The organism is Maribacter aquimarinus (assembly GCF_047345505.1).
GTDB lineage: Bacteria > Bacteroidota > Bacteroidia > Flavobacteriales > Flavobacteriaceae > Maribacter.
In genome coordinates, this window is record NZ_JBLFEO010000036.1 from 1 (window position 1) to 26,615 (window position 26,615).

Genomic DNA, 26,615 nt, shown 5'->3' on the forward strand with positions numbered 1-26,615 from the left:
TGTCGTCCTGCTTTTTTTCATCACGGGAAAAAATGCGTATTTCCTTAATGTCCGTCTCCAAGAAACGGTTCAGTACGGCATTGCCAAAAGAGCCGGTGCCGCCGGTAATGAGAAGGGTTTTGTTTTTGAACATTCTTATTGTTTTATATTATTCCTTCAAGGTCATCTACACTTAGATTTTTTTTATTGAACAGTTCCTTATTTCTAGTGATTTTTTCATCATTCCAAGACCACCATTTTAACCCAATTAATTTATTTATAGTCATTTCGTCAAATCGGAATTTGATGACTTTTGCCGGCACACCACCAACTATTGCATAGGGTGGTACATCTTTGGTTACCACAGAACCTGTTGCCACAACCGCTCCATCTCCAATGGTTACACCGTCCATTATTGTGGAATTCCGGCCTATCCAAACATCATTGCCAATTTTGATTGGTAAATTTTGTTCAAATTCAATCGGCGATACCCAGTCGTTCCTCATTCTATTGTTTTTATAAAAAATGGAATGAGTGGAAATAAGGTCCAACGGATGGCGTCCTAAACCTAAAATGGAATCTTTGCCAATAGCTGTGAAGTTGCCTACTGTAGTAAAAACCAATTTACAGTTTGCGTTTACTCTGGTGTATTTGCCAATTTTTGATTTGTATAAAACTGCAAACATGCGTATTTCTGAAGTCTTTGTAAAAGACGAGTCTCTGGTCCAAAAAGCCAAGGGAGATAGTAGGGGGTAAGATAATTTCTTAATAGAGAAAAGGGAGTTCAAGTATACTTTCATCTGTTAGTTATTTTTTAGTGGTAAAGGAAATTGCCGATATGAATCCATTGGCCATCACGTCAGGAGTCCTCTCTGAATCATAGAACTGCTTGGCGTTCTCCCCCATTTTTATATACTTATCCTTTTCATTGGTAAGATTAATAATGATGTCCTTAAGTTCATTGTAGTCGTCAAAAAAACATCCATTTACACCATCTTTGATGTTTAATCGTTCGCCGCCGGTTATTGCGTTTCTATGTGTGATGAACGGTACCCCGTAGCCAAAACTTTTCAATACTGACAGTCCGGCCTGTCCTGGAGAAATACAGGCATACGATTTCTCAAATAGTTTTTTTAGCTCTTTTTCTTCATAAATCGCTCCATGGAGTTCTATTTTTGTTGTTAGTTTTTCTGCTCCAATCCAATTTTTAATATTTTCAAATTCAGCACCATCGCCAACAATTTCCAATTTCGGAACACTATTTCCCATTCGTTCCAATGCATATTTATAGGCGTCCAGTAATTCAAATATTTTTTTCTGTTTATATAAGGTTCCGATAAATATTATAGATGTTTTGATTATGGGCGTCGAACTTTTGGGTAGAACTTCAACCGTATTCGGCATCACAAAGATTTTCTCGGGGTTTATTCCCTTTTTGACGTACTTCTCTTTTGCATATTGCGAATAAAACAACATTGCATCACTTCGCCCGGCAATGAAATAACGCAAATAATTCATCGCGGTGGGCGAATCGAACTCTGAATTGTAAGAAGCTCGCACTCCAATGCCCCAATAAAGAAGTTTGTAACTTCTTTTTCTCCTTAATGCTAATTTTATAAATGAGAGGTTCATCAGATAAAACATGCATACAACGGCATCACTATTGGCTACATATTTTTTAAAACTATCGTTGTAATAGGTAAAAGGCCCCACTTTTTTGAAATCAATGATTTCCTCTTTAAACGATGATGTAACATAACCTGAGTGTTTACCGGAATGCAGTATTGTTAAATCTATATCATCATTACTTCCAATTCTCTCGAATATGGGTATGCGATAGCTCATTAACTTGTAAGAAACAAAAAGTACTTTAATTGGCATCTAATAAGTAATAAGGAAAAAAAGATGTTATTTTATTACCCCTGCAAAATCTAAAACCAATTTTTCGCCAGGGTTCTTCAGGGTTTTAAACTCTTTATGGGCCACCAAGAACACCACAATATCGGCCTTGTCGTAGGCCACTTGGTAATCGGTGATCTTAAACACATGGTGCTGGTCAATATTGGGCTCCACAATGTAATACTCTTCATTGTTGGCGTTCTGCAGCACACGTTGCACAATATATTTGGCGGGAGATTCCCGCAGATCATCGATATCGGGCTTAAAGGCCAGCCCCATCAGGGCAATTTTGGGCTTGCGGCCGTGTTCCAGCTCGTACTGCAGCTTGGCGGTCTGTACTTTTTCCGCGCACCAAAAAGACTTATAGTTGTTCACCTCCCGGGCCGTGCCAATGATCTTGGATTCCATGGGGTAGTCAGAAACAATGAAATAGGGATCTACCGCAATGCAGTGCCCACCCACACCGCAGCCGGGCTGCAGAATGTTCACCCTGGGGTGCTTGTTGGCCAAGTTGATCAGTTCCCAAACGTTGATGTCCGCCTTGTCGCAGATCAGGGAAAGCTCGTTGGCAAAGGCGATCTGTACATCCCTGGAGGAGTTTTCCACCAGTTTGCACATCTCGGCCGTACGGGCATTGGTTTTGTGCAGGGCACCCTTTACGTAGGCCCCGTAAAAGGCAACGGCTTTATCTGTAGAAGCAGCATCGATGCCACCAATGACCCGATCGTTGTGTACCAGCTCGTGCATGACGTTGCCGGGCAGTACGCGTTCCGGGCAGTAGGCTATGTACAGCTTGTCCCTGAGCTCCGGGCGGGCCGCATAGATCACCTCCATCATTTTCTGGGTGGTGCCCACGGGAGAGGTCGATTCTATAATGTAGAGGTCACCTTCCTTTAACAGGGGAATGATGCCTTCCGTGGCCGATTGCACAAAAGAAATGTCCGGTTCGTTCTTGTCCTTGAACGGGGTGGGCACCACAATGATGTAGGTATTGGCGGGCACGGCCTTGGTGGCCGCCTTGAGGTTGCCGTTGCCAACGGCCTGTTGCACCGCCTGGCCCAGATCGGGCTCCACAATGTGTATTTCGCCGCGGTTAATGGTGTCCACCACGTTCTGGTTAATGTCCACTCCGTGCACTTGGGCTCCGCCTTGGGCAATGAGGGCCGCCGTGGGCAGGCCAATGTATCCCAGGCCGATCATGACTACTTCTGGTTGTTGCATTATCTTAGGTTTGTTATAAAGTTTACAATCTGTTCACAGGCGGTTCCGTCCCCGTAGGGGTTGTGCAACCGGCTCATCGTCTCGTAGCGGTTCTGGTCGCTGAGCAGGGCATGGGCCTCGTCCACAATTTTTTGGGTGTCCGTGCCCACCAAGATCACGGTGCCCGCGTCCACGGCCTCGGGCCGTTCCGTGGTGTCGCGCATCACCAGCACCGGCTTGCCCAGACTGGGCGCCTCTTCCTGTACGCCCCCGCTGTCGGTTATGATCAAGTGCGCTTGGTTCATTAACCATACAAAGGCCGGATAGGCCAGGGGGTCGATCAGCTTAATGCTGGGCAATTCGCCCAAGATGCGGTGCACCGGTTCCTGTACCTTTGGGTTTAGGTGCACGGGATACACCACTTGCACCCCGGGGTGGGTTTCCACAATGGTTTTCAAGGCATTGCAGATATTGATGAAGCCCTGCCCGTGGTTTTCCCTGCGGTGCCCCGTGACCAGGACTATTTTTTTGTCAAAATCCAAGTTCTGTTTCAGGGCATCGATCTCCGGGTCCTTCAGTTCCTGTACCCGTGCACTGCTTTCCATCAAGGCATCGATCACGGTGTTGCCCGTGACCAGAATGTTGTCCTTGGAAATGTTCTCCTGTATCAGATTGTCATAGGAGGTGGGGGTGGGGGCAAAGTGGTAATCTGCAATGCGCCCGGTAATGGAGCGGTTCATTTCCTCCGGAAAGGGAGAGCGCTTGTTAAAGGTGCGCAGGCCGGCCTCCACATGGCACACCTTGGCCCCGGCATAGAAGCCCGCAAGGCCGGCGCCCATGGTGGTGGTGGTGTCTCCGTGCACATAGACATAGTCCGGGGCAAATTCTTCCAGTACCGGCTGCAGCCCGGTGATGATGGTGGCCGTGAGCCCGTACAGGTTTTGTCCCGGTTTCATCACATTGAGGTCATAATCGGGCACAATGTCAAAGAAAGACAGTACCTGATCCAACATCTCCCTGTGCTGTGCCGTGACACAGACCTTGGTCTCAAAAGCGTCCGATCGTTGAAAAGCCTTGACCAAAGGGGCCATTTTAATGGCCTCTGGCCGGGTTCCAAAAATAATGAGGTTCTTTTTTTTCACGTCTTTCTTTTTTAAGGGTCCACCAAAAGAACCATGTCCGGGGAAGAGGCCAGTCTCAAGCTTGTTTCCCCAGCACGGTATCAATCAATGAAAGAATTCTATCCGCTTGTTTTAGGTTATTTTTTTCTGCCAGTACAAAGGCCTTTGCCCTTGTTCCCCTTTCGTGCAATTCTTCCCTGCCCAAGGCCAGGGTGCGCTTTAGCGCGTTATACATCCCGGGGACGTCCTCTTTCTCGAACAAGAAAACATACTCCCCGTATTCCTTGGGCATCCCGGGCAGGGCCGTGGTTAAGACGGGGGTGCCGGAAACCATGTATTCCATGTTCTTGGAGGGAAAGCTATATTTGGTAAACTCCTCGTGGGAAAAACGGGGATTTATCAATAATGTTGCCTTCAGTTGGGCGGCAACCACGATATTGTTGGCCACCATGCCATGAAAGACGATCCTCCGGTCCGTTTGGGCATACCGCTTTATGTCCTCCACCATGGGGCCAACCCCAAAAAGGTGTAGTTCAAGGTCGGTGTCTTCCAGCATCATGAACCCCTCGATCAAGCACTTGATGCCGTATTCTTCGTGCAGGCCCCCGGCATAGAGGATGGTTCGCTTGGCATGCTTGGCGCCCAACTCGTTCTCGGAATCGGTCATCCGTACATCCACCAGTCCCTCCATAACAATGTAAGGCCTGTTTTTTGGGTTGATGGCCGCATTCATTTGTTCGGTCAGCAGCACCATGCCATTGAGCTGCCGGATCAAGTAAAAGCTCAGGGAGCTGGTGGAAAATTTCCCCCTGTTTTTGGCAGAACTGGAGACCATAAGGTTGGGCATGTCGGTGACAATGCCAATGGATTGGGCCCCGGTAAGCTTACTGGCCGATAGGAATGCCGTCAAGGTGGTGAGGTTCAGTACATCCGTAACCATGACCCGCTTTTGGTTCCACCGCCTTAAGGACCAAAAGGCCACACTCCAGAAGCAAGTGAAGAACAGCGTTATGTTTTTTAGTACCCGGATGTTTAGAAAGCTTAAATAACGATAGGCAATGCCGTCTTCCACCTGGCTCTTAACCATCCACAATTTCCTACGATGCCTGCTGGGCACCACGGGTACGGTGGAGCGCACATCTACCTTGGTGTTTCCATGGTGGCCCAGTCCCTTTACAATCAACCGGTGAAATTTTTGGGCAGATTGTATGGGCTTTTCAAGGGCTGTCCTAAAAAGGTAGTCATTGGTCCTTTCCGAGCATAAGGTGCTAACATATAGGATGTTGGTCATTGTTTTTGGGTTGCCGGGCTGGTTTTTGGTTTCAGGGTGCAAAGCTACAATCTATTTGTGAATGGGCCAGTTTTTGGGATGGCGGGCCGTAAATTTCGTTGAACACCCCATCTCAGGGGCATTGCGGCGGCCATTTTCCCTTATTTTAAACCGGTCAATTTTTTCCACAGATGTTTGGCCCTTCGTTTGGCCAAGTGTTTCCATAGGATAAAGGCCTCGTTGCGTTTCACTTCTTTTAAATGGTAGCTCAACTCCCTAAAGCGGTTGTGCTCCATCGCGTGGCCGGGACCGGGGCTTTCGGTGCTGTACAGGGCAAGGTCATTTCCTTCAATATCCTCCAAGATGTTGGCGTCCATGGGTTTCAACGATCGGCCAAAGGTTTTTAGCACCTGGTAGGGCAGTTGCTGTCCGGTGAGCACATAGGGGTATCCCTTTAGTTCGGAAGGACTCCTGTACTTGTACAGGTCAACACAGAGCGCTTTCCGCTCCAGGCCCAAATGATCGGCCAGGGCGGTATTCTCAAAAAACGCATCGTACACGGCCCCACTTTTGGACAAGGGGCTAAAGTGGTACTGTTTTTTATGGGCGTACAACAGGGGCAACTGAAAGGCGGTGCTGTCTTCCCCCACGTGGGTTCCGGTATCACTGAAGTTACTGGTCAGTGAAATTTTGGGATACAGGAAGTAGCGGTCGGTCTCGATCAAGAATGCGATAAAGTACTTTAGCCAGGATTTTTCAGACCAATCCCTAACGTTTTGTGGAATGGCCGCATTTGCCGCCAGGTGGTGATCTTCCGCGTACCAGTTCCGGAACCGTGACCATTGGTCTTCCGTCCAGGCCTGGCCCCAGGAAGAGGCAAATTGAAAGTACCAGTTGTCATAACCATCTTCCAGGGGGGCAAAGTTCTTCCGGGCATGTACGTTCAGCTGGTGATTGTAGAGGGACACCCCTCCTATGCGCAGGTCGTCCGCCGAAAAATTCAGGGCCTGTACGGCGTATTCATAGAAGAGGGGAGACACGTAGAGGTCGTCTTCCAACATGATGATGCTGCCGTGCGCCCTGGTCAGGTCCCCGCATTGCAGCACATGTTTTCTAAGCCCCAGGTTCGCCTCTTGGTACAGCACTTTCTTTTCCCCATGCGGCCAGGGATGCGCTTGGGCCAGGGCCAGTACCGCTTGGTTGTCCGTTGCACGGTCTATGCTGATGATGAGCGGAATGTCCTGGTTTGGGAAATGGGCCTTGTTGATCGAGGTAAGCAACCTCTGTAGGGAGCGGGGCCGGTTATAGGCCACGACCACGATGGCGGGTAAAAACTCAGGCATCTTTTAGGTGTTTTATCAAAAGCTGTACGTTTTCAAAATATGGGGCGTGCCGGGCAATCCATGCTTCGCCTTTGTCCCACCATTGCAATTGGGTCAGAAAGTGGCTGTCTTCCTCGGGGAAACGTTTTTTTATCTCCTTGGCGGGTACGCCGCCCACGATGGTGTAGGGGGGCACATCCTTGGTCACCAAGGCGTTGGCGGCCACAATGGCGCCGTGGCCTATGGTAACGCCCTCCATCAGGGCAACGTTGTCCCCGATCCAAACGTCATGCCCCACCACAATGGCGTGGCCGTCCCCGTCTTTGGAAACCGCATGCTCTTGAAATTTGTTCTGGTCCACATAAGAAAATCCAATGCTGTGCTGTTTGGAGAAGAAGGCCGGATGCGTGGAGACAAAATCCCGGGTAGGGTGCTTACCAAAAATGCACCGTATGTGGCTGCCAATGGAACAGTACCTGCCAATCTTGGTCTTCTCAAAGTGGCTATGACTGCCAATATAGCTGCCAAAACCCAAGCGGCAGCCAAAAAGGCCACTCTTGGCCCCCACCCTGTTTTTGCCCTCCAATTGGGTTGAAAATCCAATACGGCTGCCCCGGGCCAACCGTACTTTTTGGGTAAGGTTCAGGCCATGCCGTCTCAGGAGGAGCAGGCCCTCCAAAAACAGGGGTACGGATAAGATCGTTTTTTTTAGGGAACCCAACATGCTCATGGCTTATCGGTAAGGTTTCTTTTTAGCACTGCCTTTTCCCATAGATAGGGCGATAGGGCGGTCCAACAGCGCTGTGCCTCGGAGAACTGGTTGTTCTCGCCCTTTACCAGGGCCGCAATGCGCTTTTGCAACTGTTTGGGCCGGTCCACCAGGGTACAGTCCAAGAAATCCTGGGCATGGACCGTGTCCATGAACCATTCCGAAAGTTCATTTTGCATCCAATCCACAATGGGGGTGCTAAAGCCCACTTTGGTCTTGCGCCAGGTGACCTCCTTGGGCAGGTAGGGGTCAATGGCATCCCGGATAATGCGTTTGGCGTAGCCCTTTCCGATCTTGCTGCTGCTGGGCAGGGCGTTGGTGTAGTTCACCAAGCGGTAGTCCATGAAGGGCATGCGGATCTCCACGCTGTTGATCATGCTGTAGCGGTCATAGTTGCGCAGCAGGGTGGGCATGATGTTTTCGTTGAACATGGCGTACAGGTACTGGGCGTGGTTGTCCAGCCGATTGAAGTTGGGATGTTGGTTGTCCACGGAGGGCATGGGCCGTCCCAACAGTTTCTTGCCCCACTTTCGGCTCATGTAGTCCCAATATACCTTGGCGCTGGGCACGCGTTGGTACTGCACCTTGTCCTCGTTCATGGATTCCTGGTAGATGTTCAAGAGGTCCTTGGTGCGCTTTAGGTCCCAGCGGGCGTCCCAGAGGCTCTCCAAGGTGCCTTGGGCGTAGCCGCTCACTAGTTCATCGGCCCCGTGGCCGTCCAGGGTCACCGTGACCCCGTTGCGCTTTACCGCCCCATAGAGCATGATCATGGGCAGGGGGGAGGTAATGTAGAGGTCCTCGAACAAATAGAAATACTCCTCCAGCTTATCCCAGTGCCCCAGGGGCTCAATGTTCTCAAAGGTGGCCCCTATGCCCAAATGGTCGGTGACCATTTGGGCGTATTTGGACTCGTCCAGGGGGGTGCCGGGAAAGGCGGCCACAAAGGCGTGCTGCCAATCATCGCTATAACTGTTGTTGTTTTTGGCCAAGTGGGCCATGGCCCCAATGGTGGCACTGCTGTCCAGGCCGCCGCTCAGCGCGGTGCCAATGGTAACATCGGAGCGCATCCTCAGTTTGGTGGCATCCAGAAAGAGCTCGCGGAAACGCAGCACCTGCTCCTCATAGGTTTTGGGCACGGTGGGCAAATGGTCCAGGGTGTTCCAGTAGCGCTCCAAGGTGAGTTTTCCGTCCCGCAGCCGGCCATGGTGCCCGGCCGGAAAGCGTTTAATGCCTTTGATAAGGCATTTTTCGGTGGCCTCGTAGTAAAAGACATTCTTTTTCATCCAATGAAAGTCATCGGCCACTTCGCGCCGCTTTAAAAAGGGGAAAATGGCCTTCATTTCAGAGGCAAAGATAAATTTGCCCTCCACCCAGGCGTAAAACAAGGGTTTTTGTCCGTAGCGGTCCCGCGAAAGGAACAACTCCCGGGTCTCCCGATCAAAAATGGCAAAGGCCCACATCCCGTTGAAGCGTTTAATGCAGCTTGGGCCCCATTCCCTGTAGGCGGCCAACAGAACCTCGGTGTCCGAAGTGCTGGTAAAGCCGTGGCCCAGTTGCTCCAGTTCCTTCTTGAGCTCCAGGTAATTAAAGATTTCCCCGTTAAAGGTAATGGTATAGCGCTGGCTGGCGTCCGTCATGGGCTGGTGGCCCTTGGGAGAGAGGTCCAGAATGGACAGGCGTTTGTGCCCAAAGGTGGCGGCTCCGCCCAACTGTTCCACCCCGAAGCTGTCGGGTCCGCGGTGGGTCAGGGTATGTAGGGCCTGGGTAAAGGCTTCGGTATCGGTGGGGGGTAGGGTGCCTAGAATTCCGCACATAGGGTATCAGGGTTAGTTATTGGTTTGCATTAAAAACGATGAATCTGCCCATTTATTGGTGCCGGGGTCTTTTTTCTTGAACAAGGCCGTGGCCAAGTGAAAATCAGTGGTTTCCGGACCAAGAACAGTGTGCGGCGCCAGCTTGTCCCCTTGTTTTTCGGTGGCCCCATGGCACTGGCCGTGAGGGCATGGGGCACCAGGGGCGGTTCTGGCCCACGCCCTGGGGGTCCCGGAGAGCCTAGGGGCCCCCGCTGCCGGCAGCTTGGGGGGCCTTGGTGAGGGGAGAAGCCTTGTGCGTTCCATACCTTAGTTTCGCTGGGTTTCGGGGGCCCTCTTGGGCAGTCCTTGGGCGGGCCCGGCGGCATTGGCTCCCCGCCGCCTATGCTGTTGTTCCTGGGCCGGAACACCGTAGAGCTCCAAGGTCTTTTTTAGCAGCCCGGTCAAGAGGCAAAAGAAAAAGAACATATAGGGATTTCCCTTTAAGATGGGCTCCACAAAAAAGTAGATGAGGCTCATTAGGGTAAAGAGGGCCAAGGTCAGTTTTAGGCTGATGTCTATTTGGCCCACCCGCAGCACCCTTAATGTGTTTTTAATGGCGATCACGGTGAAGATCACCAAAAAAAAGAAGGCCAGCGTGCCGGCGTCCTTGGCGGTGTCCAACCACATGTTGTGCGCGTATTCATTGGATATCCAGCCCAAGGGAAACTCAAACATTTTTTCAAAGGCGTGGCTCCACAATTGGGTACGGCCCCCGGCACTCTCGTTGCTGGAGGTGCCCTCGCTGAGGCGGGAGCCCAAGGTAGAGAAGTAATCGGCCTTGAGATCGATCTCCACAAAGTTCACGACCACAAAGCCCAGGACCAACAGGGCCCCCACAAAGCGAAACTTTTCCTTCCCCTGTAGGACGATGATCTGGTAGAGGACGGCAAAGAGCAGGGCCATCACTGTGAGCGCGATCAGGGTGCGGCTGCCCAGGCGGAAGGAACAGATGATGGTAAGCAGATAGACCCCGGCCAAGACCGCCCGTTCCAAGGGGTTAATGAGCTTGTTCTTGCTCAAGATCAGGCTGGGAAAGGTAATGTTATAGATGAGAAAACCGGCCAGGCCAGTGGCCAAGATCCTGGTACCGTCCCAGATATATTTAAAATCCCGATTGACCTGGGCAAAGCCGCCCTTTTGCAAATCCGCAAGGATGGTGGCCACGGCAGAGAGGCTATAGGTAAGTCCCAGCAGCAGCAGCAGCAGCAGGGCCTGTTTTTGGCTGTGCTTTGAGGTGAGCAGGCGTTTTCCAAAAAGATAAAAGAACATGGGAAAAGCGGTCTGTATAATGAGAAACTGCTTGTTCTTTAGGGGGTACAGCTGGTACTCAAACAGGGTATAGACCACTGAGAAAACAAGGAGCACCAGGGCGGTGGCATCAAATTCTATGGCCAGGCTCTTGGTGCGCACGGCAATGAAGTAGAGCACCAGCACATAGCCAATGTAGATGTTCAGGGAAAAGGGATTGAGCAAGAACAGCAACAACAGGCCCAAACCTATGATGTCCGTATGCTTTAATAAGTGCACATAATCCTTCATAGAGCACAAAGTTAAGGTTTCTGTTCCATACCCATAAAAAAATAGGTGCCGTACAGGCTCAAGTTGAAAACCATCTTTTCGTTTACATCCAGGGCTACCCTTGGTAAACCAACCCTAAGGACTCAGCGGCAATCATTTCCCTTGAAATGCTTTTTTAAGGATATTGACAAACAATAGCGAGCGGAGCATCCTGTAAAAGGAAGGTCGTGTCTTTGCAAAGAACAAGGGGGCCAGCACCGAGGCAAAGGCCTGGGAGCACAAGGTGGCCAAGGCAGCGCCTTGGATACCGTAACTGGGGATCCAAAGCAAATTGAGGCCTATGTTGAGCACCATCCCCAGACCCAGGCAGACCACGTTATAGGACTGGAGGTTCTCACTAATGAACCATTTTTGGTTGGCCACGCCCAAAAAGACAAAAATACCGGCCCAAATATGTATCTTGAGCACACTGGCCGTTTGATCAAAATCGGGGCCATAGAGAAAGGTGATGCCCCAATCTGCCAAGAGCAGTACGGGCAAAACTATGGACAGGCCCAAGATGACCATAAGGTCGTACAGATTGGAAAGCCGTGTAGAATACAATTTTTCATTTTGTTCCCTGGCATTGAGAATGGCGGGAAACAAGGAGGTGCAAATAATCATGGGGATAAAGTACCAGGCCTCGCTAAGGCGCACCGCGGCGGCATATTGCCCCACACTGGCACTGGAGAGCATTTCTTTGATCATCACTTGGTCGATCTTCATGTAAATGGAGATGACAATGGTGCTCAAGATCAGTGGCCAGGCGTCCCGCAGCAGCCGCTTGGCCAGGGCGGCATTGAATTTCCATTCTAAAAGGGTAAACCCCGCCCTTTTGTAAAAATACAGCTGGCCCAGGGTCAAAAAGGCGACATCAAAAAAGAGGGTCCATACAAAATAGAGGAGCGGGGCATCTTGGGCAATCCCCACCAACTTGAGGATGGAAGAGAAAACAATGCCGATGAAGGCAGGAATAATGGCCCATTTGCTCTGGACTTGGCTGTTGAAATAGGTGGTAATGACGTTAAAGCTCTGTAAAAAGGTCATGGCCCCCAAAATGAGGATGATGGTATTGGTTAAGCTGCCATGGTCGTTAAGGGCCACATAGAGGCCCAAGCACAGCATGATCAAGACAGAGCCTGCCGTTTGCAAGATAAACGCCGTGCCCAGTAGGGGATAATGGTCTGTCTTGTCCTTTACGAGTTCCCGGGTCACAATGTCCGTGAGCCCCAAGGAGCTGAAGGCGGCAAAAAGTCCCACAAAGCTCTGGGCATAACTTAGTACGCCAAATTCCTCAGGGCCCAGATACCGGGTGACCAACACCCCCACGGTCAGGGCAATGGCCATGCGTAGGATGCGTTCCCCCATGAGCCAAGACGTATTTTGGAAATACCTTTTAAAGCCTTGGCCAGCGAATATGGTCTTTACTTTTTCTAGCATGGGGCGTTTATGGATGGGAAGATGCGGTCAAGGGAAATGGCGTGGGCCAAGAATGGAATTTGGACATAAGGTGGTAGGGTTGGTGTTGCTGCTGCAAGGGTACAGAACGTTATCTTCTTAAACATATTGTGGGCCAACGGTTGGCGGGGGCGAAACTAAATAAAAAAAGGCAATATGTTATCCGGTGGGGCCATCCAAAACACAAAAATACCGGAGGTGCCCGCTTTTTTTCAAAAAGTGATCCCAGAGGACGCTGGGTGGCGCTTGTGTCCATGCCCCCGCTATTTGCGGCCAAGGGCCAAGACCCAGGGGTACACCATTGGCCCAAATGGTAGCATGCGGCCAAAACCCAGGGGGACGGACATTGATCAAGAAAGTGCGCCTGGTGAGCTCTGTCAAAGAAAAGTTGGGCCCCAAATGGCACTTTTAAAACAAACTTTCCAGATTATTGGGTTCATTGCCGTGTTTCTGCCCGAGGCTCGCCCGCGTTTTAGGGATGCACAACACTTGCAAGGTGGGGGGGGTGTGAACGTAACACAACCAACCTTTTATCCCAGATTAAAATGGGGTAAGGGCCATTTTAGTTGAAACTGTTTACAATGTTTGGACTGCCACTGCCTTCAATGCTCAGCATGTTGGATGTGCTTGCACCTGAGACATCGCAGTTCATGATGGTGTTGCTGCTCCCAAAATTCGATAGGAAATGTCCAAACCCATGAAAAGGCGCCCTACCGCTGTAGTTCACGTCCACATTGTCCAAGGTGAGGTTGGTCACGGAGCTCTGCCTTGCCTTGACCACCGCCCATAGGCTGGTCCCGTCGCTTTGTAAGTTCACATTGATTTTCAGGTTGGATACAGTGATTCTATTGCCGCCGTTGCCCCCGTCCAAATCATATATCAGTATGGCACCGGAATGGCCCCCGGCAAAACTGGTAATGTCAAAATCCATGGTATTGTTGTCCACCACCAGGCCTGCCCCGACCGGCACCAGATAATTGTTTCTAAGTTGAATGCCCACATTGTTCAGCTGGTTGTTTCTGAAGACCACGTTCTCCAGATCGCCGGAGTACAGCCCACCTTGACTACTATTGGCACCAAAATATGCAAAATCGTACAGGTCCAGATCGCCGGTAGATGAAAAAATGTTGTCCTCAATGAAAACGTTCTTGGCGTCCGAAACCCCGATCACCACATTTTCGTTGGCACCCCGTTTGCGAATGCTGGAGTTGCGCAAGCTGATGTTCTCAACGGGCTGCCCCTTGGTGGTGCTGAACACTTGGAAAAGGGTGGCCTGTTGGCCGGGGAATACGGGAGGGGTGGCAACGCTCTCAATGCTCAAGTTGGTGGCGTCCAAGTTTGAAGCGTTCACCTTAAAAGCGCGTCTTTGGCAATTGCGGTAGGTGTCCCCGTTGATTACCACAGTTATATTGTTGGTCTGGTAATTGTAGCCGCCTTGCCAACCTTTTGCGCTCATAAAGCCTTCCGCATCGTCCCCATAGACGTTGTCCACCAGATTCCCGGACATGGAAATAATGGCCGGTGCCTTGTTGTTGGCCCCGTAATACTGAAAATGGAAGCCCTTGGAGACGCCAAACGGAGCATTGTTGGCGTTGCCATCCGAGGCGGCCCCAATGTTCTTGATGGTATTGTTGGTTAGGGATGCCCCGGTAAATTTGTTGTCCCAAAGATCAAATCTGAGGGCCACGCCCCGGGCAAAGGCATTGGGGGGGGCATAATAGTCCTTGATGGTCACATTGTCCAAACTAAATGCGGGAACATCATAGATATTGATGCTGCGGCTTGCCAGATTTTGCCCATCAAATTCGCCGTTGGCCAAGCGCACCACCATGTCCTCGAACCTAAAGAGGTACTTTGATTGGTTCTCTGAGCCCGACCCGTGGCTAAGGCCTGCGGCACTGGTGGTCCTTACGATGCAATTGTTCATGTTCCAGTCGAACATCTCCGTGCGCACGTGGTTGGTCTCATCGTTCTTTACATAGACCCCACCACTCTTGCCCAGGGCGTAGCCCACGTTGGCGATCAAGGCGGTCAATCCGGCATCGTCTGCCGTGGCGTCGTCCGCCATGGCGCCGAAAGTGTCCGGGCTCAGGCGGGTCTTCACGTAGAGCCGCTTAAACCTGGTATTTGCCGAGAACGCCTGTTGAAACGTATTTTCAATGAAGGCGCCGTTCAGGTCAATGTTGGTTCCGGTGATGGCCCCGCCGGCGGGCTCAATGGTGAGGTTGGCGGCAAAGGTGCAGCCATTGCAATCAAAAGGCGTTTCAATAATGGCCCTATGGTTGGCCTTGCTGGCATCGGAAATTTCGGCCGCGCTTTTGGGCCGGAACGTGCCCACGATCTCGTTGGGGGCACTTTCCACAAAATCAGATTTGGCGGCAGAAACCGCCGCTGGGGCAGCAGCAGGCAGGTTGGCCGCTTCCCCAGGGTTTTCCTGGGCCCCGGCTTCCCCCTCGCTGAGCTCCTTGCTGAGCTCGTCCGAGAGTACCGCCTCGTACAACAGGTCCGTATCCTTGGAACAGGAGGCCGTTAAAACATAAAGAAAGAGCGCAAGCAGGGAAAGGAGATTTTTGGTAGGTTGCATACAGTAGGGATTTTGGGATGAAATGGGGCGTTGCTTTGTGGGCTTGTTTAGGGAAAAATCGGTTAAGTGCATTAAAATAACGTTTAAAGTCATTCTTCGTTGGGGAAATTACGCATGTTTCTAATCCTTGGACGTTTCATCGTCTTTGTTTTCGACCAACGGCCTTTTTTTTTAACATTTGTTAAGATTTGGTCGGGAGAGGGCTTATGTTGCAAAAGGCCCAAACAAAAGGCTTTTGTATGAGTGGTCAGTTGTTCCCAAAGCCTATCCCAGGGCGAAGGACGGTCTTTTTCAAAACGCCCCCGCCTTATTGGGAATGTGCTGGCTGCCATCGCAATGCGACTTTCACGATCAGGTGGGCAAAGGACGCTGTACGCTTAGGGGTTGTCCTGGCCATCTGTACAATACCGGAACCTATACAAGGCCACTGCCGTTGCTTGGTAAGTAGATGGAAATATGCTCGTTGTGTTCAGGGGAAGGGTCTGGGCCGGCAATCCCAATCCGTACGCCTAACAAAAGGGAATTTTCTTTTCTTGCCCATTCTTTCTTGCGCCTTCGCCACTCCAATGAGATTGGCGGTGCCATTCTGGCGGTATCCCTGATCATCGTATTTGTTTCCGCTCTGGCCGGTATGGGGTGTGCAGGCCGCAACAAGCAAGGGTCTCAAAGTGGTACTCCCAGATGAGGTCTTAAAAAATCCATTACGGCCGCATTTCCCGCAAAACCCACATAATGGCGATGCTTCCACCGCAAAAATCTTGTTTTTATGGGGCTTTGCGTCCTCATTACCACACTCGAATTTAAGGACACTGCCTAAAATTCCAACGGTACCATTACATTGATAAAACACCAGCTTCTTGGAGGCCCATGGAAGGAAGGGGCCGCTTCTCCCATCCCGCCCAGGAGCGGCCCGCTTGGATGCAGGGGCAGTGTAGCGGATCACGTAAACATCTGGATCGGAGAGGGTTCTTGTGCTCCGGAACCTGCCACCGTCAATACAAAAACGGTTTTTAGAGGACGCGTTGGCCTTACAATCGTGCTGTATAGCCATCGGGCAACCGGCCCTTTACATCATAGACCAAGGTATTGGCGTGTTTAAAAGGCGCCAGGTCCGCTTCCAAGAACTTTTGGTGGGCCACGGCCATGATCAAAACGTCAAACTGTTCTTTCGGCGGGTCGTTCACCACGGTAAGGCCGTATTCGTCCGCCACCTCCTTGGGATCCGCCCATGGATCGTAAACGGTGGTCTGCACCCGGTAGGCATTGAGGTGGTTAATGAGGTCCACCACCTTGGTGTTCCTAATGTCCGGGCAGTCTTCCTTAAAGGTAATTCCCATCACCAATATTTTGGCATCCTTAACTTGGAGGTCATGCTTAAGCATCAATTTAATGATCTGGGAGCTCACGTATTCGCCCATGGTATCATTGATGCGCCTGCCGGCCAAGATCAGGTCTGGATTATACCCATTCTCCTGTGCTTTCTGTGCCAAATAGTAGGGGTCCACCCCAATGCAGTGCCCGCCCACCAGGCCGGGCTTAAAGGGGAGAAAGTTCCATTTGGTGCCCGCTGCGGCCAACACGTCATTGGTGTCTATGCCCAAGAGGTAAAAGATCTTGGCCAACTCGTTCATAAAGGCAATATTGATGTCCCGCTGGGTGTTTTCAATGACCTTGGAGGCTTCCGCCACTTTTATGGTGGGGGCCAAATGGGTGCCCGCGGTAATGACCGAGGCGTAGAGTTGGTCCACCACTTTTGCCGTTTCCGGCGTGGAACCGGAGGTTACCTTGAGGATCTTTTCCACCGTGTGTTGCTTGTCTCCCGGATTGATGCGCTCCGGGGAGTAGCCCACAAAAAAGTCCTGGTTAAAGACCATGCCGCTGGAGCGTTCCAGTTCCGGGATGCAGATTTCCTCTGTGGCACCGGGATACACGGTGGATTCATAAATGACAATATCATTTTTTTTCAACACCTTGCCCACGGTCTCGCTGGCCTTGATCAAGGGCGTAAAGACGGGGCGCTTGGTATCGTCCACCGGGGTGGGCACGGTGACCACAAAGCAGGTACAGTCCTGTAACACGTTTATATCCGTGGTACAGACCAGACCGGTATGGGTCAAGCGGGTCTTGCTGTTGAGTACACTTTCCAGATCCAAATCCGTGAGCTCCAAGGTGGTGTCCTTTCCCGAATTGATCTCGTCCACCCGCTTTTGGTTGATATCAAAACCAACCACTTGATATTTCCGGGCAAACAGGGCAGCCAAGGGAAGCCCTACGTAACCCAAGCCTATGATTCCTATTTTCATCTAGTGTACCTTTTATATTTATTGGCCACAAAAATAGGCAAAACAAGCTTGGGGAATGAGATGGCATAAAAAAACACAGGGCTCAACGCACCTACATGGAACCGATTTGCCTTTTTCCTTGGTTTTAATCCGGCTGGTGCCTTGAGCACAGCATTGCGCTAAAAGTGGTTTGGGCCAGTTAATCGTGATAGGTGGCGTACCAGGACAAAAAGGCGTCCATGCCCTGTTTCAGTCCGATCTTTGGGGTATAGCCATAGTCTTTTTCCAGGGCGGTGGTATCGGCCCAGGTGGTGAGGACATCGCCATCTTGCATGGGCAGCATCTGCAATTGCGGGGTTGTCCCTAGGCCCTTTGCTATGGTCTCGATAAAATCCATCAAGGCCACGGGCCTGCCCCTGCCAATGTTATAGATGGTGGCCGGGGCACTGCCTTGGGGTGGGTCCACGGGCCCCTGCTCCAGAATCCGTACCAGCCCCTGCACAATGTCGTCTATATAGGTAAAATCGCGGGAGAGCTTGCCCTCGTTGTACACGGTTATGGGGGTGTTGGCCCTAATGGCCTTGGTAAAGCTGAAATAGGCCATGTCCGGCCTGCCCCAGGGGCCATATACGGTAAAGAAGCGCAGTCCCGTACTGGGAAACCCGTAGAGGTGACTGTAGGTATGGGCCATGAGCTCATTGCTCTTCTTGGTGGCGGCATAGAGGCTAATGGGGTGGTCCACCCGGTCCGTGGTCTCAAAGGGCACTTTGTCATTTAGACCATAGACGCTGCTGCTGCTGGCATAGACCAGGTGTTTTATCTTATGGTGGCGGCAACATTCCAGCACATTTAAAAAACCCACCATATTACTGTCCATGTAGGCGTGGGGATTTTCCAGGCTGTAGCGCACCCCGGCCTGGGCGGCCAGGTTGCAAACGGCATCAAAGCCGTGCTCGGCAAAAAGCTGGGGCAGGCCCGCACGGTCTTCCAGGCCCATGCGCACAAAGCGAAATTCTGGATGGGTGGCGCTGGCCACTTCCGTACCAAAGACTTCGGCCTTGTTCCTGTCAATGCCCAGTTGCGCCAAACGGGCATATTTTAGATCGATGGAATAATAGTCATTGATATTGTCCAGCCCCACCACGGTGTGGCCCTTTTCCAGGAGCATCTTGGAAACATAAAATCCGATAAACCCGGCCGCACCGGTGACCAGTACTTTCAAGATTCTCCTATTTTGTAGTAGTTGAAGCCTATGTCGTTCATTTGCTTGGTGCCCAAAATACGCCGGCCGTCGAACACAAAGGCCGGTTTTAGCATCTTGTCGTAAATGGCGGTCCAGTCATAGTCCTTAAAGGCATCCCATTCGGTCAAGATGGCCACGGCGTGCGCATCTTGCACCATCTCCATAGGGTCCGTGGCCACGGTGAGGAGTTTCCTGTTTTCCTCGGGGCTGCGGGTGTTCAGGTAATCCAGATCGGCATAGATGCGCTCGGCATTTACCTTGGGGTCGTACACGACGAGTTCGGCCCTTTCCTCCAAGAGGGCATCGGCCACATAGATCGCCGCCGATTCCCGGGTGTCATTGGTGTCCTTTTTAAAGGCCCAACCAAGGAGCACGATCTTTTTGCCCGATATGGTGTTGTACAGCGTCTGGATCATCTGCTCGGCAAAACGGCGCTTTTGGTAATCGTTCATGATGATCACCTGTTCCCAATAGTCGGCCACCTCGGGCAACCCAAAGCTGCGGGCAATGTACACCAGGTTCAAGATGTCTTTCTGAAAGCAGGAACCCCCAAAGCCCACGGAGGCATTGAGGAATTTGGGGCCAATTCGGCTGTCAAAACCAATGGCGCGGGAAATCTCGGCAATGTTGGCATCGGTCTTTTCACAAAGGGCCGAGATGGAGTTGATGGAGGAGACCCGCTGGGCCAAAAAGGCGTTGGCCACCAGTTTGGAGAGCTCGGAAGACCAAACATTGGTCTGCAAGATCCGTTCCTTGGGCAGCCAGTTTTCGTACACGGCGCTCAGGGCGTCCTTGGCCGCCTGGCCCTCCGGGGTATCGTTGCCGCCAATGAGCACACGGTCCGCGTGCAACAGGTCGTCTATGGCCGTGCCCTCTGCCAAAAATTCCGGGTTGGACAAGATTTCAAAATTGACCTCGCTGCCCGAGTTGTCCAAGATACTTTTTATGGCCTGGGCGGTGCGCACCGGAAGGGTGCTTTTTTCCACCACGATCTTGTCCGTGGTGGCCACTTGGGCAATGTTACGGGCGCAGAGCTCCACATATTTTAGATCGGCCGCCTGCCCCTTGCCCTTGCCGTAGGTCTTGGTGGGGGTGTTCACGGAGATGAAGATCATCTGTGCCTCGTCTATGGCCTTGTCCACCTCGGTGGAAAAGAAGAGGTTCTTGCCGCGGCTCTCGCCCACAATCTCCTTGAGCCCAGGTTCATAGATGGGAAGCTGGTCCAGATCCTCCGTGTTCCATTGGGCAATGCGATCGGCATTGATGTCCACCACGGTCACTTGAATGTCCGGGCATTTATTGGCAATGACGGACATGGTGGGCCCGCCCACATAACCGGCGCCGATGCAGCATATTTTGTTTATTTTTTGCATGAAAAACAGTGTTTAGCGAATATGTTAGGGCAATAAAAGTGCAAAGATTACAAAATAACGTAAGATAATGGGGGATATTTTGGTTGAAAAGCCATTTTATTGGAGGATGCGACGTCCTGGCCTGGGGCTGGCTGCCTTTGCTACGGATGTCCGGCCGTAAGCTCCCGCCCGCCCCGCTGTGCCGTTCGGGCGGGCTGGCATGAGGAGGGGAGCTTTTCGTCTTCTTCTCTGAAAAAAACGGACAAAGCAAAGCAATCAGCCTTTAACGCCAGAGTAAAGTTCCCCCTTTGGGGGCTAGGGGGCTTTTTTCCCTTAATCAAGGGGAGGTGGTTTTCCACTTCATTGTGGAAAAGCGGAGGGGTTGCTGCGTGGGTACTTTGGGTGGTGTTGGGATGGATTTCCCAGAGCGGGGGACAGGTCTGCGAAGGACCTTTGTAATTGGCCATTCTTGCTTCTTGTCTCTTACCTCTTACCTAATGTCTTTCAACTTTTGTTCCACATTTTTATACTTTTTCAATCAGAAGCCGCGCAAATTGATGGAGATCATATGGGCAAGAACAGACAAATCATAACTTTGTAGGGTATTAGCGGCTTTACCATGGAGTACATTGATTATTACAAGATCTTGGGCCTTGCCAAGAACGCCGATGAGAAGGCAATTAAAAAAGCGTACCGAAAATTGGCGCGGAAATACCATCCGGACGTAAATCCCAACGATCCCGAGGCAGAACGGAAGTTCAAGGAGGTGAACGAGGCCAACGAGGTGCTGGGCGATCCGGAAAAGCGGAAGAAATACGACCGCTACGGCAAGGATTGGATGCACGCCGAGGAGTTTGAAAGGGCCCAGCAACAACAGCGCGCCCAACAAAGTGCCCAGGGCGCCGGAACGGGCGATTTTGGGGGGAGCGATTTTTCCGATTTCTTTGAGGCCATGTTCGGCGGTGGGGGATATGCCGCCGGCGGTGGGTTTTCCGGTTCGGGGGGCTATGCCCGTGGGGGCCAGGTAAAGTTTCGGGGCCAGGATTACAACGCCCAGCTACAGCTGAACCTGAGCGACGTCTATGTGCCCCACAAGCAAACCCTTACCGTGAACGGGAAGAACATTAGGATCACCATTCCCGCCGGCATTGCCCACGGGCAGACCATTAAAATCAACGGGCACGGTGGCCCCGGTCGCAATGGCGGTCCCAAGGGAGATCTCTACATTCAGTTCCACATCAACAACGATACCCCCTTTAAACGAGACGGGGCCAACCTGTACCAGGAGGTTCCGGTGGACCTCTACACCGCCGTGCTCGGGGGCACGCTCACCGTGGACACCTTTGATGCCAAGGCCAAACTGAAGGTAAAACCGGGCACCCAGAGCGGTAGCCAGGTAAAACTGAAGGGCAAGGGGTTTCCGGTGTACAAAAAGGAGAACCAGTTTGGCGACCTATACATTACCTACCGGGTCATGATACCCACGGTGCTCTCCCAAAGGGAACGCACCCTCTTTGAAGAATTGGCAAAATTAAATGAGAAACGATGAGGGAGATGGAATTTATACTGATCAGCGATTTTTGCAGCAACCACAACGTAAGCCCCAGCCTTTGCCGGGAACTGGGCGAGTATGGCCTGGTGCATCTGGTGGAACGCCATAACCGCGTGTACATTCCCCTGGAAGAGATGCCAAAAATGGAAAAAATAATACGGCTGCACCTGGAATTGGAGATCAATTTGGAAGGCATACAGGTGATCGAGCACCTGTTGTCCAAAATAGAGGGCCTGCAAGCGGAGAACGGGCGACTCCGGCAGCGGCTGGCGCTGTATGAGTGAGCCGTTGCGCCAACGGCAACATCCGCCAAGCACTCCCAAGCGGAATGCCCCCTTTCCAAGGGCAAAAAAATAAGTTATGAACAGGGCAAAAGGCCCGGCCCCTATATCTTAAAGGTCATGACCGGTAGGTCCACGTGGTTGGCAATGTCCTCCCCAATGCTTCCCTTAAAGAAATGCGCCAGTCCGCTACGGCCGTGGGTGGTAATGGTAATGGCGTCCGCATCCACTTTTTTGGCGTAGTTGTACACCCCGTCTTCCACGGAGTAATCAGATACCATGGCCACGTGGATGTGGGCAGGCAGTTCGCCGTGGTGCGCCACACGGATAAAACCGTCAATATCCTTTTGTATTTCGGTGGTGTTCATGAACTGTACCCCGGGAAGGTTCACGTGCACCAAGTGCAATTGGGCCTTCATTTGGCTAAAAAAATTCACTGCGCGGTGGTAGGCCTCCGTACTTTCCACCCTAAAATCAAAGGCAAAGACCACTTTTTCCATTTTAAAATCAGATCGTTGCTTCTTGATCACCAAAACCGGTACTTCCGCACTGCGCACCACCTTTTCGGTGTTGGATCCCACAAAGATCTCGCTCAGGCCACTGGTGCCGTGGGAGCCCATGACAATGAGCTCGGCCCCGTTTTCCTTGGCAATTTGCCCAATTTCCGTAAACACGGTGTAATTCTGTACCGTCTCGGTTATTTTTAGGTCTTTTAGATAGGGCTTGTCCAAGAACTCGGCAAACCGCTTTTTGGCCAACTTCATGTAGAACTTGGCCTCCATAAAGCTTTGCGACTCGTCTTTGGTGAGCACGGCATCCGAGATGCCCAACATGTGCACCACCATGATCTCTGCATTGGTTTTCTTGGCCAGTTGGGCCGCCACTTCCAAGGCGTTGGCAGAGTGTTCTGAAAAATCTACGGGTACTAGGATACGATTCATCATCATCGTTCATTTTATGGTTATCCGGGCTTGATTGCCCTACTTGTCTAAAAAAACACCTGTCGGACCTTCCGTTTTTGGGTGGTGGAATGTTGTTGCCTGTTCGTTTTTTGGGCCGCACGGGTCCGGAAGAAAGCTTTCAGATGCTATAACGTTCGTGAGCCCCAAATCATTGTATTTCCCCACGCGGCCATCCTTTGGTTTCCAAGTGCCTTCCTAGGCACGGTCCGGGCCAATCAGTGTTTCTGCATCACCTCTTTTTTCTTTTGCAGTTTGGCTTTCAGAATTTCCAAGGTCTCGTTCAAGGATTTCTCAAAGTTGTCCGTATGGCTCTGGGCAAACAATCTGGGACCCGGCGCACTCAGCTCAATTTCACAGATCTTACCGGTACCCTTGGCATCGTTTTCCTGCTTAAAATGTACTTGGGCCCTAATGAGCCAGTCGTACTTTTGACTCAGTTTCTCCAACTTTTGGGTCACCATGGCGTTCATGCTCTCGCTGGATGGCATTTTTACGTATTGAATCTCTACGGTCATAAGGTATCGTTTTAAAAGACCAAGATACAGCTCAGGAACGTGCCAAGTTATGACAAATGTCATATGGAAATGAAAATGAAAGCATCAAGGGCGCCGTTGGGTCCAAGTCCGGTTTGGCCGGCGGTAGGGCCTCATTTTTAGGGGGGGGTGGGCTTGTTGCCTGCCTTGCTTTGTGCCCACAGCTGGGGCATGCCAATATGCGCCTTGGCTTGGTACCCGTGCGCCCGGGGCTTCCCAATGGGTTTGCCAAAGGTGGGGTGCTCCGGGGGTGCGCAAGGGAAGTTCTCCGTGTCAAGGGAACTTAAAAACCCTCTTTTTTTGCCAAAGATGGATACCTTGCGTACGGAAGCTTCCATTATTGCGTTTATACAAGGGAAGCCCTTAGTGTTGCCCATGAAATCAAGTGGTGTTTTTTTGTTGATGCTCTTCTTCTCCCTGACTTGGGGTCGCGCCCAGGATGGGCACCTTCGTTGGGAGGATGCCCAAGAAATGGCCGAAGCCACCCAACGGCCCATTCTCCTGGTCTTTCAGGGCTCCGATTGGTGCGCCCCCTGCATAAAATTGGATCGTAGGGTCTGGTCCACCCCCGTTTTCAAGGAACATGCCAAGGACCGGTACATTTTGGTGAAGGCCGATTTTCCGAGAAAGAAAAAGAACCAACTCCCCGCCCAGCTGCGCCAGCGAAATGTCCAGCTCGCGGAGGCCTACAATCCCAGGGGCATTTTCCCCTTGGTGCTGCTTCTGGATCATGGCGGGAGGATACTGGGTGAAACGGGATACTTGAACATTGGGCCCACGGAGTATGTGGCCCACCTCAATGCAATGATGGAATAAGGTGAAAAAAGGGCTCACATTGTTGTGCTGTTGCTGGGGCCTTGGGGTCATGGCGCAGCACATTTTTAAGAAAACCACAGGGCTCATGGGCAGTAGGTTTGAGCTTACCGTGGTGGCCCAGGATTCGGCCAGCGCCCACGGTCATCTAGATCGGGCCATTGGGGAAATTGCGCGCATTGAGCGGCTCATATCCTCTTGGGACCCCCGTTCCCAAACCACGGCCATTAACCAAAATGCGGGAGTGGCACCCGTAACGGTGGCGCCAGAACTTTATGCCCTCATTGCCAGGGCCCTGGAAATTTCCAAGGCCACGGACGGGGCGTTCGATATCACCTATGCCGCTATGGATCGGCTGTGGACCTTTGATGGCACCATGCGTGTCATGCCCTCCCCGCAGGCCGTAGCCGCCTCCGTGGTAAAGGTGGGCTACGGCAAGGTGGTGCTCCACGAGGCGGAGGGCTCCGTTTATTTGCCCGAAAAGGGGATGAAAATTGGCTTTGGGGCCATTGGAAAGGGCTATGCCGCGGACCGGGCCAAAAAACTGCTCCAGGAGGCCGGGGTGCGCGCGGGCATCATCAATGCGGGCGGGGACATGCAGGCCTGGGGAAAACAGCCCAATGGGTCCGATTGGCAAGTGGCCATTACCAATCCCATGGACAAGAACAAGGCCTTTGCCCTGTTGCCCATTGGCGATCGTGCGGTGGTGACCTCGGGGAACTACGAAAAGTTTGTGCGCATCAACGGCACCCGGTACGTCCATATCATAGACCCCAGAACGGGGTATCCCAGCACAGGCATCCTCAGCGTAAGCGTATTTGCCCCCAAGGCCGAACTGGCCGATGCGCTGGCCACGGCCATTTTTGTCATGGGCAAGGAGGTGGGCCTGGACCGGGTGAACCAGCTGCCCGGCGTGGAGTGCATTATCATTGACGAAGCTGGCCAATTGGCCACTTCCAAGAACATCGACATTAAAACCCTATGACAAAGTACCTCTTTTATTTAGTGCTGTTAGGCCTACTGTCCCAAAGCTGTGTGGTGGTCAAGGGCTACGAACAAGTGCAGCTGAACGACCCGGATATGTCCCTGGCCGACAAGAAGTGCGATCGTAATCTCATTACCGTGCATACCTATCGGGAAGGGGCTTCCGGAGCCAACGGTGGGGCCACTGGAGGGGGGTGTGGGTGTAATTAGTGGGTAGTGGGTAGAGGGTAGTGGGTAGTTTTTATTGTGGGGGTAAACGCCAAAGTGCGGATTTGTTAAGGATTGTATGAGGATCGGAATCAGTACCATATATTGTCTGTTTTTCTTTTTTTGGGGCCTTGCCCAAGAGGAGGGGAGCGCGCCATCGCGCTACACCAAACGGGTTTTGGAAACCGCTGAGGTCGATTTTCTGAGCAGTTACTACGGCCAACAGGGAGACCATGCCGCGGTGACGGGAGGCTTGGGCACCGAGGAGCTCACCGATGTCACGGGAAGCATTGTGGTGTCCATTCCCCTTAACGATGACGATGTGCTCACCATAGATGCCGGCGTATCTGCCTATACCTCGGCCTCTTCCAGCAACGTGAACCCTTTTGATGGCCAGGGTGCCGATGCCTTTGTGGCCAGCTCCGGGGCCTCTGCCAATGATGTCTATACCCATTTCAACGCGGTCTATGCCCATAGTTCCCAAGACCGGAACACGGTCTGGACGGCCCATATATCCGGGGCCAAGGAATACGATTACGCCTCCATGGGCTTTGGAGGGGTCTTTGTGAGGCGTTTTAACGAGAAGAATACGGAGCTGAGTCTCACGGCCCGGGTGTTCCTGGACCGGTGGGATGCCATTTACCCCATTGAGCTGAGACCTTTCGGAACCGGTGGCGTAGGGTCTTTCCGGGCCAGTGAGATCACGGGGAACCCCAATTACGACCCCGATTTTACAGCGTTCCGGAATACCAAAAGAAATTCCTATACTTTGGGCATGGGCCTATCCCAGATCCTGCACAAGAAGGTGTTGTCCTCGCTGTCCTTGGACCTGGTGCAGCAGCAGGGCCTGTTGTCCACGCCTTTTCAACGGGTGTATTTTGCCGATGTCGCCGATGCCTTTGTGGACGGTTTTCACCTGGCCGATGACGTGGAGCGCCTCCCTGACCGAAGGTTTAAGGTGGCGGCGGGCGGCCGCCTGCACTGGTTTGTGAACGAATGGGCCACCCTGCGCACGTTTTACCGCTTTTATTGGGACAATTGGGGGCTTACCGCCCATACGGCCCAACTGGAAATGCCCATAAAGATCGGCGGCCGGTTTACCCTTTACCCGTCCTATCGTTTTTATGCCCAAACGGCGGCCGACTATTTTGCGGGCTATGACCAGCATCTTTCCACGGCGGCCTTCCATACCTCGGATTTCGACCTGTCGCGCTACCTGGCCCACCAATGGGGCATGGGGGTGGGCTACACCGATATCTTCACCGGGGGGCGGTTGTGGAAATTTGGCCTGAAGAACATCGACCTAAAATTTTATAAGTACGATCGGGACATTGCCTTTTCTTCCTATATCGTGACCACCGGCTTCACCTTTCTGCTGGATTGACGGTTTCCGG

General features: G+C 51.9%; 22 protein-coding genes and 1 pseudogene. 6 read left to right on the forward strand and 17 right to left on the reverse strand.

What is annotated here, in order from left to right; translation table 11 throughout:
* From ACKWCC_RS17655 to ACKWCC_RS17725, 15 genes and pseudogenes are all read right to left on the reverse strand, one after another.
* Positions 1-133: polysaccharide biosynthesis protein (locus ACKWCC_RS17655; protein WP_413997321.1), on the reverse strand; the 133-nt coding region annotated here is incomplete at its 3' end.
* A 10-nt stretch (positions 134-143) separates the two neighbouring features.
* Positions 144-779 carry a CatB-related O-acetyltransferase gene (locus tag ACKWCC_RS17660; RefSeq protein WP_413997295.1) on the reverse strand — a complete coding sequence of 212 codons (636 nt, stop codon included), beginning with the start codon at positions 777-779 and terminating at the stop codon, positions 144-146.
* Positions 780-786: 7 nt separating this feature from the next.
* Complete coding sequence (locus ACKWCC_RS17665) at positions 787-1,860, reverse strand: glycosyltransferase family 4 protein (RefSeq protein ID WP_413997296.1); 1,074 nt, start codon at positions 1,858-1,860, stop codon at positions 787-789.
* Positions 1,861-1,887: 27 nt separating this feature from the next.
* Positions 1,888-3,099, reverse strand: a complete 1,212-nt coding sequence (gene wecC, locus ACKWCC_RS17670; RefSeq protein ID WP_413997297.1) for a UDP-N-acetyl-D-mannosamine dehydrogenase — start codon at positions 3,097-3,099, stop codon at positions 1,888-1,890.
* The gene (gene wecB / locus ACKWCC_RS17675) at positions 3,099-4,220 is read right to left on the reverse strand and encodes a non-hydrolyzing UDP-N-acetylglucosamine 2-epimerase (protein ID WP_413997298.1); all 1,122 of its coding nucleotides are present in this window, start codon (positions 4,218-4,220) and stop codon (positions 3,099-3,101) included. The genes wecC and wecB overlap by 1 nt, the downstream gene beginning before the upstream one ends.
* A gap of 55 nt (positions 4,221-4,275) precedes the next feature.
* The gene (locus ACKWCC_RS17680; RefSeq protein WP_413997299.1) at positions 4,276-5,490 is read right to left on the reverse strand and encodes a glycosyltransferase; all 1,215 of its coding nucleotides are present in this window, start codon (positions 5,488-5,490) and stop codon (positions 4,276-4,278) included.
* Between the two features lie 140 nt (positions 5,491-5,630).
* Positions 5,631-6,812, reverse strand: coding sequence for a glycosyltransferase (locus ACKWCC_RS17685; protein WP_413997300.1), 1,182 nt, complete (start codon positions 6,810-6,812; stop codon positions 5,631-5,633).
* A gap of 114 nt (positions 6,813-6,926) precedes the next feature.
* Positions 6,927-7,089 (reverse strand): annotated as a pseudogene (locus tag ACKWCC_RS17690) (LbetaH domain-containing protein); the annotation flags it as partial.
* 428 nt (positions 7,090-7,517) lie between these two features.
* Positions 7,518-9,374 (reverse strand): asparagine synthase (glutamine-hydrolyzing), encoded by a 1,857-nt coding sequence (gene asnB / locus ACKWCC_RS17695; protein ID WP_413997301.1) that lies wholly within the window; start codon positions 9,372-9,374, stop codon positions 7,518-7,520.
* A 306-nt stretch (positions 9,375-9,680) separates the two neighbouring features.
* Positions 9,681-10,952, reverse strand: a complete 1,272-nt coding sequence (locus ACKWCC_RS17700) for an O-antigen ligase family protein (RefSeq protein WP_413997302.1) — start codon at positions 10,950-10,952, stop codon at positions 9,681-9,683.
* Between the two features lie 132 nt (positions 10,953-11,084).
* On the reverse strand, positions 11,085-12,410 hold the full coding sequence (locus ACKWCC_RS17705; RefSeq protein ID WP_413997303.1) for a flippase: 1,326 nt from the start codon (positions 12,408-12,410) through the stop codon (positions 11,085-11,087).
* A gap of 580 nt (positions 12,411-12,990) precedes the next feature.
* Positions 12,991-15,012: a glycoside hydrolase family protein gene (locus tag ACKWCC_RS17710; RefSeq protein WP_413997304.1), complete on the reverse strand. Its 2,022-nt coding sequence runs from the start codon at positions 15,010-15,012 to the stop codon at positions 12,991-12,993.
* A 1,028-nt stretch (positions 15,013-16,040) separates the two neighbouring features.
* Entirely contained in the window at positions 16,041-17,315 is a 1,275-nt protein-coding gene (locus tag ACKWCC_RS17715; RefSeq protein WP_413997305.1) for a nucleotide sugar dehydrogenase, read from the reverse strand.
* A 178-nt stretch (positions 17,316-17,493) separates the two neighbouring features.
* Complete coding sequence (locus ACKWCC_RS17720) at positions 17,494-18,516, reverse strand: NAD-dependent epimerase (protein ID WP_413997306.1); 1,023 nt, start codon at positions 18,514-18,516, stop codon at positions 17,494-17,496.
* The gene (locus tag ACKWCC_RS17725) at positions 18,513-19,910 is read right to left on the reverse strand and encodes a nucleotide sugar dehydrogenase (protein ID WP_413997307.1); all 1,398 of its coding nucleotides are present in this window, start codon (positions 19,908-19,910) and stop codon (positions 18,513-18,515) included. The genes ACKWCC_RS17720 and ACKWCC_RS17725 overlap by 4 nt, the downstream gene beginning before the upstream one ends.
* 598 nt (positions 19,911-20,508) lie before the next feature.
* On the opposite strand from ACKWCC_RS17725, the gene ACKWCC_RS17730 reads away from it, so the two are divergent.
* Together ACKWCC_RS17730 and ACKWCC_RS17735 are read left to right on the forward strand one after the other, a co-directional pair.
* Positions 20,509-21,438 carry a DnaJ C-terminal domain-containing protein gene (locus ACKWCC_RS17730; RefSeq protein ID WP_413997308.1) on the forward strand — a complete coding sequence of 310 codons (930 nt, stop codon included), beginning with the start codon at positions 20,509-20,511 and terminating at the stop codon, positions 21,436-21,438.
* Positions 21,435-21,725, forward strand: a complete 291-nt coding sequence (locus tag ACKWCC_RS17735; RefSeq protein ID WP_413997309.1) for a chaperone modulator CbpM — start codon at positions 21,435-21,437, stop codon at positions 21,723-21,725. Before ACKWCC_RS17730 ends, ACKWCC_RS17735 begins: the two co-directional genes overlap by 4 nt.
* Before the next feature lie 101 nt (positions 21,726-21,826).
* On the opposite strand, the gene ACKWCC_RS17740 is transcribed toward ACKWCC_RS17735, so the two are convergent.
* Both ACKWCC_RS17740 and ACKWCC_RS17745 read right to left on the reverse strand, forming a co-directional pair.
* Positions 21,827-22,663 carry a universal stress protein gene (locus ACKWCC_RS17740; protein WP_413997310.1) on the reverse strand — a complete coding sequence of 279 codons (837 nt, stop codon included), beginning with the start codon at positions 22,661-22,663 and terminating at the stop codon, positions 21,827-21,829.
* 236 nt (positions 22,664-22,899) lie between these two features.
* A complete protein-coding gene (locus ACKWCC_RS17745; protein ID WP_413997311.1) occupies positions 22,900-23,199 on the reverse strand; it encodes an HPF/RaiA family ribosome-associated protein in 300 nt (99 codons plus the stop codon).
* A gap of 327 nt (positions 23,200-23,526) precedes the next feature.
* Here ACKWCC_RS17745 and ACKWCC_RS17750 point away from each other — a divergent pair, with 327 nt between their 5' ends.
* The 4 genes from ACKWCC_RS17750 to ACKWCC_RS17765 all read left to right on the forward strand — a co-directional run bounded on the left by ACKWCC_RS17750 (position 23,527) and on the right by ACKWCC_RS17765 (position 26,605).
* The gene (locus ACKWCC_RS17750) at positions 23,527-24,033 is read left to right on the forward strand and encodes a thioredoxin family protein (protein WP_413997322.1); all 507 of its coding nucleotides are present in this window, start codon (positions 23,527-23,529) and stop codon (positions 24,031-24,033) included.
* Between the two features lie 49 nt (positions 24,034-24,082).
* Positions 24,083-25,015 carry an FAD:protein FMN transferase gene (locus ACKWCC_RS17755; protein ID WP_413997323.1) on the forward strand — a complete coding sequence of 311 codons (933 nt, stop codon included), beginning with the start codon at positions 24,083-24,085 and terminating at the stop codon, positions 25,013-25,015.
* On the forward strand, positions 25,012-25,224 hold the full coding sequence (locus tag ACKWCC_RS17760; RefSeq protein WP_413997312.1) for a DUF4266 domain-containing protein: 213 nt from the start codon (positions 25,012-25,014) through the stop codon (positions 25,222-25,224). Before ACKWCC_RS17755 ends, ACKWCC_RS17760 begins: the two co-directional genes overlap by 4 nt.
* 76 nt (positions 25,225-25,300) lie before the next feature.
* A complete protein-coding gene (locus tag ACKWCC_RS17765; protein ID WP_413997313.1) occupies positions 25,301-26,605 on the forward strand; it encodes a DUF3570 domain-containing protein in 1,305 nt (434 codons plus the stop codon).
* The last annotated feature ends 10 nt before the right edge of the window (positions 26,606-26,615 follow it).